Source organism: Marinobacter sp. G11, assembly GCF_021282325.1.
GTDB classification, from domain to species: Bacteria; Pseudomonadota; Gammaproteobacteria; order Pseudomonadales; family Oleiphilaceae; genus Marinobacter; species Marinobacter vinifirmus.
Map to the genome: position 1 here is coordinate 1 of NZ_JAJSPB010000014.1, position 13,776 is coordinate 13,776.

Consider the following 13,776-nt stretch of genomic DNA (forward strand, 5'->3'; position numbering starts at 1 on the left):
CCCGATCCCCCTCAACCACCATCCCACGGGCTTTCAGCTGTGGATGCTCCGCCGCCTCCTCAATCGTCAGCACCGGCTCCACGCACGCATCCACCTCGGCAAAAATCACCCGCCACTCGGCAAACGTCTTGGCCGCTAGGTTTTCCTTGATCGTCGCCTTCAGCTTCTGCTGGTGTTCGGGATTCTGGCTCATCGCCAAGCTCTTCATCTCGCCAATACCCAGTGTTTCACACAGCCGCGCTGAAAACTGCGGCTCCAGGCTACCCACAGACAACCAACGGCCATCGCTGGTCTGGTAGTAGTCGTAGAAAGTTCCACCATTAAGCATGCCACCTTCGGGTTTCTGCTCCACACCGCCAGCCAGTGCGGCGGCACCGGCCATGGCATTCAGGGCAAAGGCAGCGTCGGTCATGCTGATATCAATGAACGCCCCCTGCCCGGTTTGCTGGCGCTGGATCACGGCGGCGAGGATACCCATCACGGCATGGTGGGAGCCGCCGGCTACGTCGGCAATCTGGATACCCATGGGGGGCGGGCCGCTGTCGGCGCGGCCGCAGTGGCTGGCAACACCGGAGATGGCCAGGTAGTTGATGTCGTGGCCGGCGCGGTCTTTGTAGGGGCCTGTCTGGCCGTAGCCGGTGATGGCGCAGTAGATGAGCTTCGGGTTGATGGCTTTCAGGGTTTCATAACCCACGCCCAGGCGGTCCATTACGCCGGGGCGAAACTGTTCCACCACAATGTCGTAGTCCTTCACCAGTTCCTTGATCTTCTCCACGCTTTCCGGCTGCTTCAGATTGAGCTGCAGGGTTTGCTTGCCACGGCTCAGGTAAGAAAACGTAGTACTGAACTTGCCATCAAAGGGCGGCATTACCTTGGCCAGGTCTACCCGGTCGGGGGCTTCTACTCTCAGCACTTCGGCACCCATATCCGCCAGCATCATGGTGGCGTAGGGGCCGGGCAGCAGGGTGCTGAAATCCAGGACTTTCAGGGTACTCAGGGGGCCGGGCATCTGGTGCTCCTTTTCGTTGTTATGGGTATAGGGTTACTGTGCATTATGCTGCCGGGTTTTGCAGTCCCGGCCAACTGCCGGTTACTTCATTCCCGTTGGCCATTTCTTCCATTGGCCGGTAAATCAGGTGGTTGCATTGTGCTTCTGGCCACTTATGATGAAGCACGTTCTCTTTATTGGCGCTGGTTATGTCTACCCTCACGGTTTCCAAACACTTTGTTGAAGCATCCCTGTCCGGCGCACAAAGGCTAGGGCTGGATGTGCACGAGTTGTTGCAGGAAGCCGGTATCTCGCCGGATTTGTTGCGTATCGAGAAAGCGCGGGTCAGCAGTGATCAGTTCAGCACCCTGATGCAGGTAATCTGGAGCCGCACCGGTGATGAGTTCATGGCCCTCGGGCCACGCCGGGCCCACTCAGGCACCTTTGCCACCATGTGTGCGCTGGTGATCGATTGCCAAACCCTGGAAGAGGTGTATCAGCGGGCATTCCAGTTCTCCCGCCTGTTCGAACCCATGGTGGCCATGGAGCTGGAAGTGGGCGAAGACAGCGCCCGGCTGGTGACGCGAATCGAAGGTAAAATCCACGATCCGGACTACTACCTGCGGGAAAGCATTCTGGTGATCTGGCACCGCTTAGGCAGCTGGCTGATTGGCCAGCCGGTGGAACTGGAGAAAGCCGAGTTCGATTACCCGCGGCCGGAGCATGGCGATGAGTACCGCCATATCTTCCACTGCCCGCTGAGCTTTGACTCTGATTGCACCGCCCTCACCTTCAGCAAGCGTTTTTTGTCTGCCCCAGTGATTCGGGATAAGCCGGAGATGCGGCAGTTTCTGAAAACTTCCCCTGCGGACCTGCTATCCCGTCCAGATGAAAGCAACACCTGGACCGGCCGCATCCGGGGCCTGATTGGCCGGGATTTCTCCAGGCCCATGCCGGATTTCGACTGGATTGCCCAGGAGCTGCATACCAGCCCGCAAACCCTGCGCCGAAGGCTGAAGCAGGAAAACACGTCGTTTCAGGAGATCAAGGATTTACTGCGGCGGGATATGGCCATCTACTACCTGAGCCATCAGGAACTGCCCATTAACGATATCGCCGAGCGGGTCGGCTTTACCGAACCATCCACCTTCCACCGTGCCTTCAAGAAGTGGACCGGGGTTACCCCGGGCGCCTGGCGGGAAGGCGAACGGGGCGACCTGGTGCAATAATGCCCGCTCAGGAGCCGGAACGGCCCTGCTGCAGGTTACGAATTAGCCTACCCAGGGTCTGAGCTGCTTCCCGGGCTTTGTCCTGGTTCTGGGCCATCTGGAACAGGCGGGAGCCATCCCTCGGGTCGTATACCCAGCAGGCGGCAACGGCGGGCTCGCAATCCCAGCGCAGCTGAGGGTTTACACCGAACACAGGCAACACGCTGGTTTTACGCACAAAGCTGTTATCCAGCTCCCGGCGAATCTCCTGGACATTCACGTTGCTGTTATCAATCGTCACCCGGTACTGAATGTCGGCCGGCCGGTCCAGCCGCACCACGGTTTTGTCCCTGCGCCAGCCTGCGGTATCCAGCACGGCATTCAGGTGAATAACCAGCGCTTCCCGGTCAGTTCTGGCCAGGTACAGCTGACGCAGGGTTTTCAGGCTTTCCTGCCCGGCCGGTTCTATCACGGCAACCGGCTCTTCCACCTGCGCAGCGCCTTCGGCCAGAGCGCGTACGTTATCCCGGTTTACCTTCTCAATATCGGTAATCAGCTTCAGGGATTCCTGATAATGCTGGCCCTCGGCCCCTACCTGGCTCACGTAGGTTTCCAGTGCCGCCCGGGCTTCGTTCAGGTGATTAGCCTTGAGCATCGCACGGCCACGGTAATAGTAGTATTCCGCCGGCTTCTCACCTTCCATCGCCTGCAAGCGGTTCAGGAACTCGCCGGCCTCGGCCCAGTTGTCAGCCTGCACGGCGGCTTCGGTGGCCAGCATCAGCCGTCGAATTTCATGCTCGGGCTCCAGGGCAAACGCCTGTCCGGAAAAGGCCGCCAGCGCGGAAGACAGCACCAGGCCGGCCAGCCATGAACGCTTTGCCAGCGTTTGCCGCTTGTTCGATACCAACATTCTGCTACTCCTGAGTCTTCTCTGTGCTGTCTTCAGGCTCATCGGGCTCGTAAGGGTCGTCCGCATCTACCTCAGCCTGTTCCGTAATACTTTTGGGCAACTCTTTTTTAACCCGCACGCCCAGTTCCACAAACCGGTTGGCCTGGGAAATCAGGTTGCCGCGGCCACGGGTCAGGGTATTCATGGCGTTGTCGTAGGTGCCCTGCGCGGTGTGCAGCTGGCTGCCCAAACGCTCCATAGCTTCCACAAACACCCGCAGTTTGTCGTACACCGCGCTGGCCCTGTCGGCAATGCGCCGGGCATTCTGGCTTTGCCGTTCGTACCGCCAGATGTTCTCGATCGTCCGCAGGGTGGCCAGCAAGGTGGTGGGTGTCACCACAATAATCTTTCGCTCGAAGGCTTCCGCGAACAGGTTCTCGTCCTGCTGGAATGCTGCCACAAAAGCCGGCTCAATGGGCATGAACAAAAATACAAAGTCCGGTGAATGCAGGCCATTCAGCTGGCTGTAGTCTTTCTCGCTCAGGGTTCGGATGTGGTTGCGCACGGCTTCTACGTGCTGTTTAAGGGCCTCTTCACGGGCGCTGTCCGCCTCTGCCACCACCCATTGCTGATAAGCCACCAGCGAAACCTTGGAGTCGATCACCAGGTTGCGCTGGTCTGGCAGGTGCACAATCACGTCCGGACGCAGCAGCTGGTTGTCGTCGTCCCGGTAGCTGCCCTGGGTTTCATACTCCACGCCCTTGCGCAGGCCCGAGCGCTCCAGTACCCGCTCCAGAATCAGCTCACCCCAGTTGCCCTGCACTTTCTTGTCCCCTTTCAGGGCCCGGGTCAGGTTGGCGGCTTCTTCAGTAATCTGCCGGTTCAGCTCCTGCAGGGATTTAATCTCGCTGCGCAGGGCCTGGCGGTCGCGGGTTTCTGTGGTGTAAACGTCCTCTACCCGTTTGCGGAAGTCCTGTAACTGGTCGCGGAACGGGTTGAGCAAGGAATCCAGGCTGGTTCTGGACTGCTGGCTGAAGCGCTCGCTCTTCTGGTCGAAAATGCGGTTGGCCAGGTTCTCGAATTCCTGCTTAAGGGCATCCCGGTTGCGTTCCAGCAGTTCCAGCTTTTCATTGGCATTGCGGCGTTCTTTATCCAGGGTTACCTGCTGCTCCCGCAGATCGGCTTTCAGTTCGGTGACCTGGTTACGCCAGCCTTCTATCGCTGCTTCCAGCTTTGCCGACCGCGTTCTCTGCTCTGTCAGCGACTGCTCCAGGTGCTGAACCTGCTGGCTGTGAAGGGCGCCAGTATGCTGCTGCCCGGCCTTAAGCCTGAACAGCGCCCACAGCGTCAGCACCAGCAGAACAACACAGGCCGCAATCAGCCCCAGAAACCAGCCCGCCATCCACTCGGGGCGTTCAGCCATTGCCCGGATGAGTACGTCTGTCACAAGATTGAACTCCTTGATACGGGAACCATCAAACCCGAGAGTGTACCTGATTGCCACAAGCTTGTTACGGTGGCGGAACCACCACGCAAATCGGGTATCGACTGTTTGGCAATTAAAGGAATTGTATAGATCTGTTGCTGGACGCCCGCCGTAAATTCATCTAAAACGGATTAAAGGTTAATCAAAACCTTTCTCGTGTTGCGCTCACTGGCAAGGACAGGAGCATGTTGAAGGAACTCTGGAGAAAACTGGGAGCAGAATTTCTGCACAGCGATGGCGCCGATGGCCAGCGCGGAGACGGGCTGTATCCCGGCGGTGCAGGCGTGTCTCACGGTGTACGGCTACTGCCCCACATTACCCACACCGGGGAGTTCCACCTGGAGCGCTTGACCACATTGCTGCGTGCGCGCTACGGCAAGAGCTTTGTTGTGCCGGACGACACCGCCGCCAGTGACCACTCGCTCAAGCAGGTGATCAGCTTCGCAGCACGCAGCCAGGACCAGGATATCCAGCGGGAATTGCTGCTGTTCTACCTCAACTGTTCGCCGGTGATCCAGGAGTACCTGAGGGCGGAAACCCCGCTCGGGCAGGGTCCGTTTTTTGCCGGCTAAAGCGCCTTAACCATCTGTAAAGTCAACACACAGATGCTTGTAGTATACTTCCCCGCCTGACCGACAACACATCCAGCGCTACCGCTTTATGACCACCGGCGGGCAGCCGTTTCAGGGGATATTCATGGGTTACAGGTTTCCGAAAGCCCGTACACTTACCTTTCTGGCCATTACCGGGCTCGCTGTAGCCTTGGCGGGCTGCTCCACAGACCGCTATCTTATGGTTCCCAAGGATGGGCTTGAAGACGTTCGCGCCACGGTAAAAACCCAGCGCGCTACGCTCGTTACCATAGAAGAAAACGCCAACGTTCGGCACAACCAGCTGCTTACCGATAACCGCCAGTCTACCCAGACCATCCTCGATGCCATCGCCACCCAGGTTGAAAAACCTGTGTGCCCGCCGGTTAAAGAAAAAGTATGCCCTCCCATCCCCAAAGACACCGGCCGCGCAGACCGCCTGAAGGGCAAGGTGATTGTGGGCGAGGTGGAAAAATTCTATCTGGCGGACCCGGGGCTGATTTACACCGCCCGCATCGACAGCGGCGCCGAAACCTCCTCTATCCACGCCCAGAACATCAAACGTTTCGAGCGGGATGGCAGCAACTGGGTGCGCTTTGACGTGCCCGTGCCGGGCACCGACTACGAACAGTGGATTACCCTGGAACGGGAAATCTCCCGCCGGGTACGCATCATCCAGTCGGCCGCCGATGAGGCCGAACGCCGCGTTGTGGTCGAACTGCAGTTTGCCATTGGCGACCACCAGCAAGTGGCGGAGTTCACCCTGGCAGATCGCACCAACCTGACCCACGAAGTGCTGATCGGCCGCAACATACTGAGGGATGTCATGCTGATTGACGTTGGCAAGGAATACGCCACGGAACTGCCGGCCTCCTACCGCGAAAATGCTGAAAGCGGAGGCAATGAATGACCGCCCGCTCACGAGCTCCGTTCTATGTGTTTGTCTTCCTGCTGATTGCGGCGGGGATTTCTATTGCCACCTGGCGCCACCTGGAACTCGGCATTCCCTGGATGACCGGCGAACAGCGCCCGGTATGGATGATTGAAGCCCGGGTGGATTTCGACGCCCTGGGTGACGCCGCCGAGGTCAGCCTGCACATTCCGGAGCAGCCGCCCGGCTTTCGTATTCTGACCGAACAGGCGGCCTCTCCCGGCTACGGCTTCTCCATCCTCGAGTCCCCCAGAAGCCGGCGGGCGGAATGGACCAAGCGTGAAGTGTCTGGCCCCCAGACCCTGTATTTCAAGGCCCAGTTCGTTCCGGATGAAGATGTTACCGAGCAAACGCCGGTGCGCACGCCCCGGCCCCAGGCGGTATTCTGGGAAGAACCCCAGGCCACCGCGGTTCGGGAACTGCTGGACCAGGCCATGGAGCGCTCCAGCAGCCCGGAAAGCATGACCCGGGAACTGATCCGCCTGATGCAGCCAGACACCCGCACCCAGAACACCACCCTGCTGGTCTCTGAAGACAATTACCTGCAGCTGATGGTGCGCATGCTCAACCATGCGGGCATTGCCGCCCGCACCGCCGACGCCCTTAAGCTGGAAGATGCCCGCCGGCGCCAGCAGCTGGTGCCCTTCCTGCAAATCTACAACGGTGAACGCTGGCTGACTTTTGACCCCCGCACCGGCGAGCAAGGCGTACCGGAAAGTTTGCTGCTGTGGCGCCAGGGCTCGGAATCCCTGCTGGATGTTCTTGGTGGCGACAACTCCCAGGTGAGCTTCTCCATGTTGCGGCAAACCGTGCCGGCACTACAACTGGCCACGCTGGAGGCCAACCAGAACGGGCTGGGTGTGCTCGGTTTTTACCAGCTGCCCATCGAAGAACAAAGCATGTTCCGCATGCTTCTGTTGTTGCCGCTGGGTGCACTGATTGTCGCGTTCATGCGGATTGTCATCGGTATCCGCACCTCCGGCACCTTCATGCCAGTGCTGATTGCGGTGGCCTTTGTGCAGACCACCCTGGTGCCCGGCCTGATAGCCTTCCTGTCTGTGGTGGCCATCGGCCTGGTGCTGCGGGGCTATCTGTCGAGCCTGAACCTTTTGCTGGTCTCTCGGATATCCGCACTGATCATCCTGGTGATCTTTATTACCGCCGGCCTGAGCATTATCGGCTACCAGATGGGCTTCAACACCGGCATGACGGTAACCTTCTTCCCCATGGTGATCATTGCCTGGACCATCGAACGCATGTCCATTCTCTGGGAAGAGGAAGGTGCCCGGGAAGTTCTGGTACAGGGCTCCGGCAGCCTGTTTGTGGCGATTTGCGCCTACCTGGTCATGAGCCTGCCGCTGGCCGGCCATCTCACGTTCAACTTCCCGGAATTGCACCTGGTGATTCTGGGGCTGATCCTGCTGATGGGCCAGTACACCGGCTACAAGCTCAGCGAACTGCGTCGATTCACCCCCATGAAGGCCTACGACTGATATGGGCGGCTGGATATCTCCGCGCAGGCTCACCCGGCTTGGCATGCTGAACATGAACCGGCGCAATGTGGATTACATTGCCCGGTACAACGAGCGCTCGTCGTACCCGCTGGTCGACAACAAGCTGAAAACCAAGCTGGCAGTCAGCGAATACGGGGTAAAAACCCCGAAGCTTCTTCAGGTTGTGCGCCAGCAGCACGAAATTTCCCACTTCCGGGAAATGGCCGAAGACCTGGACGGCTTTGCCATCAAGCCCGCCAAGGGGTCCGGGGGCAAAGGCATTACCGTAATCACCGGGCGCGATGGTGACGACTTCGTAAAAGCCTCCGGCGCCCGCATCAGCGTGGCCATGCTGGAGCGACACCTGACCAACATCCTGGCCGGCCTTTACTCGCTGGCCGGTACGCCGGATGTGGCCATTGTCGAAGACCTGGTGCAATCCTCCCCTGCCCTGGCGAAATATTCCTATCAGGGCGTGCCGGATATCCGCATCATCATCTTCCAGGGCTACCCGGTAATGGCCATGCTCCGGCTGGCCACCAAGGCCTCTGACGGTAAGGCCAACCTGCATCAGGGTGCGGTGGGCGTCGGCCTGGACATCGGCAAAGGCCAGAGCCTGAATGCCGTGCAATTCAACCGCCCGATTACCCTGCACCCGGATACCGGCCTGGCCCTGGAAAACATCCGGATTGATGACTGGGAAAACATGCTGGAAATGGCCGCCCGCTGCTATGAAGCGACGGACCTCGGCTACATGGGCGTAGACCTGGTAGTCGATGCCCATCAGGGCCCGCTCCTGCTGGAGCTGAATGCCCGGCCCGGGCTTGCCATCCAGATGGCAAATGGCTGCGGCCTGCTGCCCCGCCTGAAGAATATCGAAGCCCTGAAGCGGCCCCACTTCAGCCCGAGGGAACGGGTGCACTATGCCATGGAGACGTTCGGCAAACTTTGAACGCTTTCTTCAGCCACAAAAAAACCGGGGCCTTTCACAGCCCCGGTTTTTTTTATTCCGTTACTTCAGCTGATCAGAGCAATTCGCCCCGCTGAAGCAACAGTTTCCGCTCATGGGTGAGGCCCTTGAGCAAGCCCCAGGTCATGATCAGCAGGATCACCGTGAACGGCAAGCCCGCACTGATGGCCACGGCCTGAATAGCGCCAAGGGCATCATCACCGCCGCCAAAGATCAGCGCTGCGGCAATAGCACCTTCCATAACCACCCAGAACACACGCTGCGCAGTGGGTGCATCGGTTTTACCGCCAGCAGTGATGCTGTCGATAACCAGCGAACCGGAATCCGATGAGGTTACGAAGAACACCAGCACCAGGATAATCCCGACGAAGGAGATAATGCCAGTCAGCGGCAGGCCTTCAAACATCTGGAAGGTGGCCAGGGACACTTCAGTCAGCCCATTCTCTGCCAGCACGCCAACGCCTTGCTGGATCTGCTCCAGCGCGGTGCCGCCAAAGCCGCTCATCCACACGGTAGTGATCACGGTGGGGATAATCAGCACAGCAGTCACAAACTCACGCACGGTACGGCCCTTGGATACACGGGCAATAAACATACCTACGAACGGTGACCAGGAAATCCACCAGGCCCAATAGAACACAGTCCAGCCCTGCATCCAGGCGGAATCTTCACGGCCGAACGGGTTGCTCAGGGGCACCACATTGGTCACATAGCTGGAGGACGTTACCCAGATCGTTTCCAGGATGGTCATGGTGGGGCCGGCGAACAGGATGAAGAACAGCAGTACGCCAGCCGTCATCATGTTGATGTTACTCAGCACCTTCACACCGCCGTCCAGGCCGCGGAGAACCGAGACCAGGGCCACTGCGGTAACGCCCACAATGATCGCCATCTGCACGTTGGTTCCGGAACCCAGGCCGAACAGGTAATCCAGGCCGGAGGCTGCCTGCTGGGCACCGAAGCCAAGGGAGGTTGCCAGGCCGAAGATAGTCGCAACAACCGCCAGCACATCAATGATGTGCCCGGGCCAACCCCATACGCGGTCTTTCAGCAGCGGGAAGAACGCCGAGCGGATGGTCAGTGGCATGTTCTTGTTAAAGGCGAAGAACGCCAGGGACAAAGCCACAATGGCGTAGATTGCCCAGGGGTGAAGGCCCCAGTGGTAGATGGTTGAACCCATCGCCAGGTCGCGGGCTGCGGGCGTGTTCGCCTCGACATTGAAGGGCGTTTCATACCAGCCCGTGTAGTAGGCAACCGGCTCGGCGACGGCCCAGAACATCAGGCCGATACCCATACCCGCCGCGAACAGCATGGCAAACCAGGACATAGTGGTAAATTCCGGCTTGGCCTCCTGGCCACCCAGGCGGATTTTGCCCACCGGCATGAAGATCAGCGCCAGGCTGACAATCACGAAGATGTTGGCACTGAGCAGGAAAAACCAGTCAAAACTGGCAATAATTCCCCACTTTGCACCATCGAGCGTTTCCTTGGCCATAGCCGGAAACAGCAGAGTGGCTATAACAAACAGAACTACAATGACTGCTGTTACCGGGAACACCCAGTTATGCAGATCCAGGCCAAACGGACTGATATTATCCTGGCCTGCGACGTAGTCCGTCTGATACTCGTCTTTCACTACCTCGCCCACGTTGGAGCCTCCTGATTCTGGTGTGATTTTTGACAGTTCTATATTCAGACGCATGAATGGATATTCAAACGTTACAGGCGCGTCATCTTATTACTTTGAACTCAAAATATCAAAGCAGCAAAACGATCACGCCACCAACCATAAGCATAGACAAACGTTCAGGAAGTGCCTGAAAACTTTCACAATCAGCGGTTCCAACCCGGCAAGGTTTCCGTAAGATAGGTTTTGTAGCTGCAGGCTTCACACATCCGTTCGTCCTCCAGAGGTCACTATGGCGAAAACCACCACCTTCCCAGTACGTTATTCCGCCTACGCCATCAGCATTGCCGGGCTGATCATCTCCCTGCCTGTTACCCTGTGGCTTGGCGGCTGGTACCTCATACCGGTGATCTTCGCGGCGCTGACCGCCCTGGGCACCTGGGACCTACTGCAGCGCAGTCATACGGTGAGCCGCAATTATCCGATCATGGCGAACTTCCGCTACCTGTTCGAATCTGTGGGGCCGGAAATCCGCCAATACTTTATCCAGTCCGACACCGAGGAGCGCCCCTTCTCCCGGGAACAGCGCACCATCGTTTACCAGCGCGCCAAGCAGGTTCTGGACAAGCGCCCTTTCGGCTCCCAGCTAAGCATGTACGAGGAAGGCTTCGAGTGGATGAACCACTCCCTCACCCCGACGCGGCTGGATAACAGCGACTTCCGCATTGTGATTGGCAGAAACTGCGCGAAACCCTACAGCGCCAGTGTGTTCAACATTTCCGCCATGAGTTTTGGCTCCCTGTCCGCCAATGCCATCCTCAGCCTGAACGCCGGAGCCCGCAAAGGCGGCTTCTACCACGACACCGGCGAAGGCTCGATATCCCGCTACCACCGGGAACCCGGTGGTGACCTGGTCTGGGAGATCGGTTCAGGCTACTTTGGCTGCCGCAATCCGGACGGCAGTTTCAACCCGGACATGTTCCGGCAGAATGCCACGCTGGACCAGGTGAAAATGATAGAGGTCAAACTATCTCAGGGGGCAAAACCCGGCCACGGAGGTATCTTGCCCGGCGAAAAAGTCACCCGTGAAATCGCCGAAGCCCGTGGCGTTCAAATGGGGGCAGACTGCATATCACCGGCCAGCCATTCCGCCTTTTCCAACCCGGTTGAGCTGTTGGAATTCCTGGACCAGTTGAGGGAACTCTCCGGTGGCAAACCGGTGGGCTTCAAGCTGGCGATCGGCCATCCATGGGAATGGTTTGCCATCGTCAAAGCCATGCTGGCAACCGGCAAGAAACCGGACTTCATTGTGGTGGATGGAGGAGAAGGTGGTACCGGTGCCGCGCCGCTGGAATTCATCAACCGGCTGGGCATGCCGCTGACCGAAGCCCTGCTGCTGGTTCATAACACACTGGTTGGCGCCAACCTGCGGGAAGATATCGCCATTGGTGCCGCCGGCAAGATCACGTCTGCGTTCAACATTGCCCGCACCTTGGCCCTGGGCGCCGACTGGTGTAACGCGGCACGGGGCTATATGTTCGCCCTGGGTTGCATCCAGGCCCTGAATTGCCACACCGGCCGATGCCCTTCCGGCGTTGCGACACAGGACCCCCGCCGGGGTAACAAACTGGATGTCCCCCTGAAGAGCGAGCGGGTGTACAACTTCCACAAGAACACCCTGGATGCCCTGCAGAACCTGCTGGAAGCCTCCGGCCTGAAGCACCCGTCTGAACTGGGGCCGGAACATATTGTTCGCAGGGTTTCCAAAACCGAGGTACACAGCTACCTGGATCTCTTCCCCTTCCTGGAACCCGGCGCCCTGCTGGAAGGCAAAACCGGGCTGACCGTTTTCGACAAATACTGGGACGATGCCCGGCCCGACACCTTCGAGCCGCCGGAATTCATCCTGAAACTGCGGGAAACCAAGCTCCGGTAATTCCGCGAAGAAAATCGCCAGCCCCCTGTTTATTTTTACCGTGGGCTGGTGTAGACTTCGCTCCCGCTAAGCCACTGAGATAAACCTCTTTTCTTGGTGGACAGCAGATTACGGGGCGTAGCGCAGCTTGGTAGCGCACTTGCATGGGGTGCAAGGGGTCGTAGGTTCAAATCCTACCGTCCCGACCAGAATTCCCTACACAAAGCCCGGGCCGAAAGGCCCGGGCTTTGTTGTTTCTGGTTCTCGGATTTCAGGACAGAGTATTCAGCTCGCAAACCAGTAAAACATCCGGGAATCCTTCCCCAACACCGTTACCGGTTCCACGTCATCTGAAGCTCGCCCGGCCATGCCGTAGCACACGTGCAGAGGCAACAAGTGCTCTTCCCTGGGATGACAGAAGCGCGCAGAGGGCGCTTGATCCCAGCGAGCCAGACGTTCGGTACGCTCGGCTTCAGTCAGGTCCGCACCGGCACACGTCTCCGCCAGCCAGTCCTGAAACTGCGCGTTTTTCGCATCCGCTTCGGTATCGGAGCGATCAAAGAACGCCCGCATGTTATGGAATGAGAACCCTGAGCCGATCACCAGCAGATTGTCGTATTCCAGATCAGCAAGCGCCTGACCAATCGCCAGGTGCGCCCTGGCATCCAGAGAGTTCACCAGCGACAGCTGCACGCAGGGTATATCAGCCTCGGGGTACATCAATTTCAGGGGCACGAACAGGCCGTGGTCAAAGCCACGCTCGCCATCCAGCTTCGAGTCTATGCCCGCCTGTTCCAGAGCTGCCCGCACCTTATCCGCCAACACCGGCTCCCCCGGGCAGGGGTATTCAATACTGTAAGACTCCTCCGGGAACCCGTAGTAGTCGTAAATCAGTGGCGGATTAGCACCGGAGGTGAGCGTGGGCACCCCTTCCTCCCAATGGGCACTCACCACAAGAATGGCAGACGGTCTGGGCAACCGCTTCGCAGCAGCTTGCAGGCTTTCTACCATCTGACGATGCCCGGGATCCCCCAGCAGCGGCATGGGGCCGCCGCCGTGGGACAGGTAAAACAGGTGCACCCTGCTCACCGCATCGCCTTCAGGGCCTGCGCCCACTTGGCCATTTCTTCGAGCATCACCGTTGCGGACTCGGAATGGGGCTGCGCGGGCTGAAACTTACCGGCATCGTCCATGTGCTCCCATGGCATCTGCACCATCACACCTTCCACCATCGGCATCATCTTCAGGGTGGTTACCAGCTGCTTGGCGTTCTGGGCCGAGCGCAAACCACCAGACACGCCACCGTAGCTTACAAAGCCGCACGGCTTGTAGTTCCACTCGTTGTAGAGGTAGTTCAGTGCATTCACGAATGAAGGTGGCGGGCAGTAGTTGTACTCGGGAATGACAAATACATAGGCGTCGGCCCTGGCCACGCTTTCAGACCACGCCTTGGTGTGGGCATGCTCATATTTCTGCATGCGTGGGTGGTTGGGCTCGTCGAAGACGGGGAGATTGAAGTCCGCCAGGTCCACCAGCTCGCTTTCAAAGCTTCCCTGTTCATTGGCATGGTTACTAAACCATTCAGCAACAGAGGGCCCCTTACGGCCCGGACGGGTACTACAAATAATGGTTTGGAGCTTCAGAGACATATCATTCAATCCTTTTTTAAGGGTATCCCG

At 58.6% G+C, this 13,776-nt stretch carries 12 protein-coding genes and 1 tRNA gene; 7 read left to right on the forward strand and 6 right to left on the reverse strand.

Annotation, left to right across the window (positions count from 1 at the left end):
- Positions 1-1,009: CaiB/BaiF CoA transferase family protein (locus LWH94_RS10465; RefSeq protein ID WP_232902178.1), on the reverse strand; the 1,009-nt coding region annotated here is incomplete at its 3' end.
- A 188-nt stretch (positions 1,010-1,197) separates the two neighbouring features.
- Here LWH94_RS10465 and LWH94_RS10470 point away from each other — a divergent pair.
- On the forward strand, positions 1,198-2,217 hold the full coding sequence (locus LWH94_RS10470; protein WP_232902179.1) for an AraC family transcriptional regulator: 1,020 nt from the start codon (positions 1,198-1,200) through the stop codon (positions 2,215-2,217).
- Between the two features lie 7 nt (positions 2,218-2,224).
- Here LWH94_RS10470 and LWH94_RS10475 read toward each other — a convergent pair whose 3' ends face one another.
- Together LWH94_RS10475 and LWH94_RS10480 are read right to left on the reverse strand one after the other, a co-directional pair.
- Positions 2,225-3,106: a hypothetical protein gene (locus tag LWH94_RS10475; protein WP_232902180.1), complete on the reverse strand. Its 882-nt coding sequence runs from the start codon at positions 3,104-3,106 to the stop codon at positions 2,225-2,227.
- Between the two features lie 4 nt (positions 3,107-3,110).
- Entirely contained in the window at positions 3,111-4,508 is a 1,398-nt protein-coding gene (locus LWH94_RS10480) for a DNA recombination protein RmuC (RefSeq protein ID WP_232902224.1), read from the reverse strand.
- A gap of 248 nt (positions 4,509-4,756) precedes the next feature.
- Between LWH94_RS10480 and LWH94_RS10485 the strand changes: the two genes are divergently transcribed.
- The 4 genes from LWH94_RS10485 to LWH94_RS10500 all read left to right on the forward strand — a co-directional run bounded on the left by LWH94_RS10485 (position 4,757) and on the right by LWH94_RS10500 (position 8,537).
- Complete coding sequence (locus tag LWH94_RS10485) at positions 4,757-5,143, forward strand: hypothetical protein (RefSeq protein WP_232902181.1); 387 nt, start codon at positions 4,757-4,759, stop codon at positions 5,141-5,143.
- Positions 5,144-5,267: 124 nt separating this feature from the next.
- The gene (locus tag LWH94_RS10490) at positions 5,268-6,071 is read left to right on the forward strand and encodes an ATP-dependent zinc protease family protein (RefSeq protein ID WP_232902182.1); all 804 of its coding nucleotides are present in this window, start codon (positions 5,268-5,270) and stop codon (positions 6,069-6,071) included.
- The gene (locus LWH94_RS10495) at positions 6,068-7,585 is read left to right on the forward strand and encodes an inactive transglutaminase family protein (RefSeq protein WP_094625348.1); all 1,518 of its coding nucleotides are present in this window, start codon (positions 6,068-6,070) and stop codon (positions 7,583-7,585) included. Before LWH94_RS10490 ends, LWH94_RS10495 begins: the two co-directional genes overlap by 4 nt.
- Before the next feature lies 1 nt (position 7,586).
- Complete coding sequence (locus LWH94_RS10500; RefSeq protein WP_036219643.1) at positions 7,587-8,537, forward strand: alpha-L-glutamate ligase-like protein; 951 nt, start codon at positions 7,587-7,589, stop codon at positions 8,535-8,537.
- A 73-nt stretch (positions 8,538-8,610) separates the two neighbouring features.
- Here the strand turns inward: LWH94_RS10500 and LWH94_RS10505 are convergent, their stop codons facing one another.
- Positions 8,611-10,203 carry a BCCT family transporter gene (locus tag LWH94_RS10505; RefSeq protein WP_232902183.1) on the reverse strand — a complete coding sequence of 531 codons (1,593 nt, stop codon included), beginning with the start codon at positions 10,201-10,203 and terminating at the stop codon, positions 8,611-8,613.
- Positions 10,204-10,474: 271 nt separating this feature from the next.
- Between LWH94_RS10505 and LWH94_RS10510 the strand changes: the two genes are divergently transcribed.
- Both LWH94_RS10510 and LWH94_RS10515 read left to right on the forward strand, forming a co-directional pair.
- Entirely contained in the window at positions 10,475-12,118 is a 1,644-nt protein-coding gene (locus LWH94_RS10510) for an FMN-binding glutamate synthase family protein (protein ID WP_232902184.1), read from the forward strand.
- A 111-nt stretch (positions 12,119-12,229) separates the two neighbouring features.
- Positions 12,230-12,306 (forward strand) — tRNA-Pro (locus tag LWH94_RS10515).
- A gap of 76 nt (positions 12,307-12,382) precedes the next feature.
- On the opposite strand, the gene LWH94_RS10520 is transcribed toward LWH94_RS10515, so the two are convergent.
- Both LWH94_RS10520 and LWH94_RS10525 read right to left on the reverse strand, forming a co-directional pair.
- Positions 12,383-13,213, reverse strand: a complete 831-nt coding sequence (locus LWH94_RS10520) for a DODA-type extradiol aromatic ring-opening family dioxygenase (RefSeq protein ID WP_232902185.1) — start codon at positions 13,211-13,213, stop codon at positions 12,383-12,385.
- Positions 13,183-13,746 (reverse strand): NADPH-dependent FMN reductase, encoded by a 564-nt coding sequence (locus LWH94_RS10525; protein WP_232902186.1) that lies wholly within the window; start codon positions 13,744-13,746, stop codon positions 13,183-13,185. The genes LWH94_RS10520 and LWH94_RS10525 overlap by 31 nt, the downstream gene beginning before the upstream one ends.
- Between the last annotated feature and the right edge of the window lie 30 nt (positions 13,747-13,776).

What these genes read in the sequence shown, in the direction of transcription:
- LWH94_RS10470 (WP_232902179.1), top strand. Translation starts at nt 1,198, where the DNA reads ATGTCTACCCTCACGGTTTCCAAACACTTTGTTGAAGCATCCCTGTCC.
- LWH94_RS10475 (WP_232902180.1), bottom strand. Translation starts at nt 3,106, where the DNA reads ATGTTGGTATCGAACAAGCGGCAAACGCTGGCAAAGCGTTCATGGCTG.
- LWH94_RS10480 (WP_232902224.1), bottom strand. Translation starts at nt 4,508, where the DNA reads ATGGCTGAACGCCCCGAGTGGATGGCGGGCTGGTTTCTGGGGCTGATT.
- LWH94_RS10485 (WP_232902181.1), top strand. Translation starts at nt 4,757, where the DNA reads ATGTTGAAGGAACTCTGGAGAAAACTGGGAGCAGAATTTCTGCACAGC.
- LWH94_RS10490 (WP_232902182.1), top strand. Translation starts at nt 5,268, where the DNA reads ATGGGTTACAGGTTTCCGAAAGCCCGTACACTTACCTTTCTGGCCATT.
- LWH94_RS10495 (WP_094625348.1), top strand. Translation starts at nt 6,068, where the DNA reads ATGACCGCCCGCTCACGAGCTCCGTTCTATGTGTTTGTCTTCCTGCTG.
- LWH94_RS10500 (WP_036219643.1), top strand. Translation starts at nt 7,587, where the DNA reads ATGGGCGGCTGGATATCTCCGCGCAGGCTCACCCGGCTTGGCATGCTG.
- LWH94_RS10510 (WP_232902184.1), top strand. Translation starts at nt 10,475, where the DNA reads ATGGCGAAAACCACCACCTTCCCAGTACGTTATTCCGCCTACGCCATC.
- LWH94_RS10525 (WP_232902186.1), bottom strand. Translation starts at nt 13,746, where the DNA reads ATGTCTCTGAAGCTCCAAACCATTATTTGTAGTACCCGTCCGGGCCGT.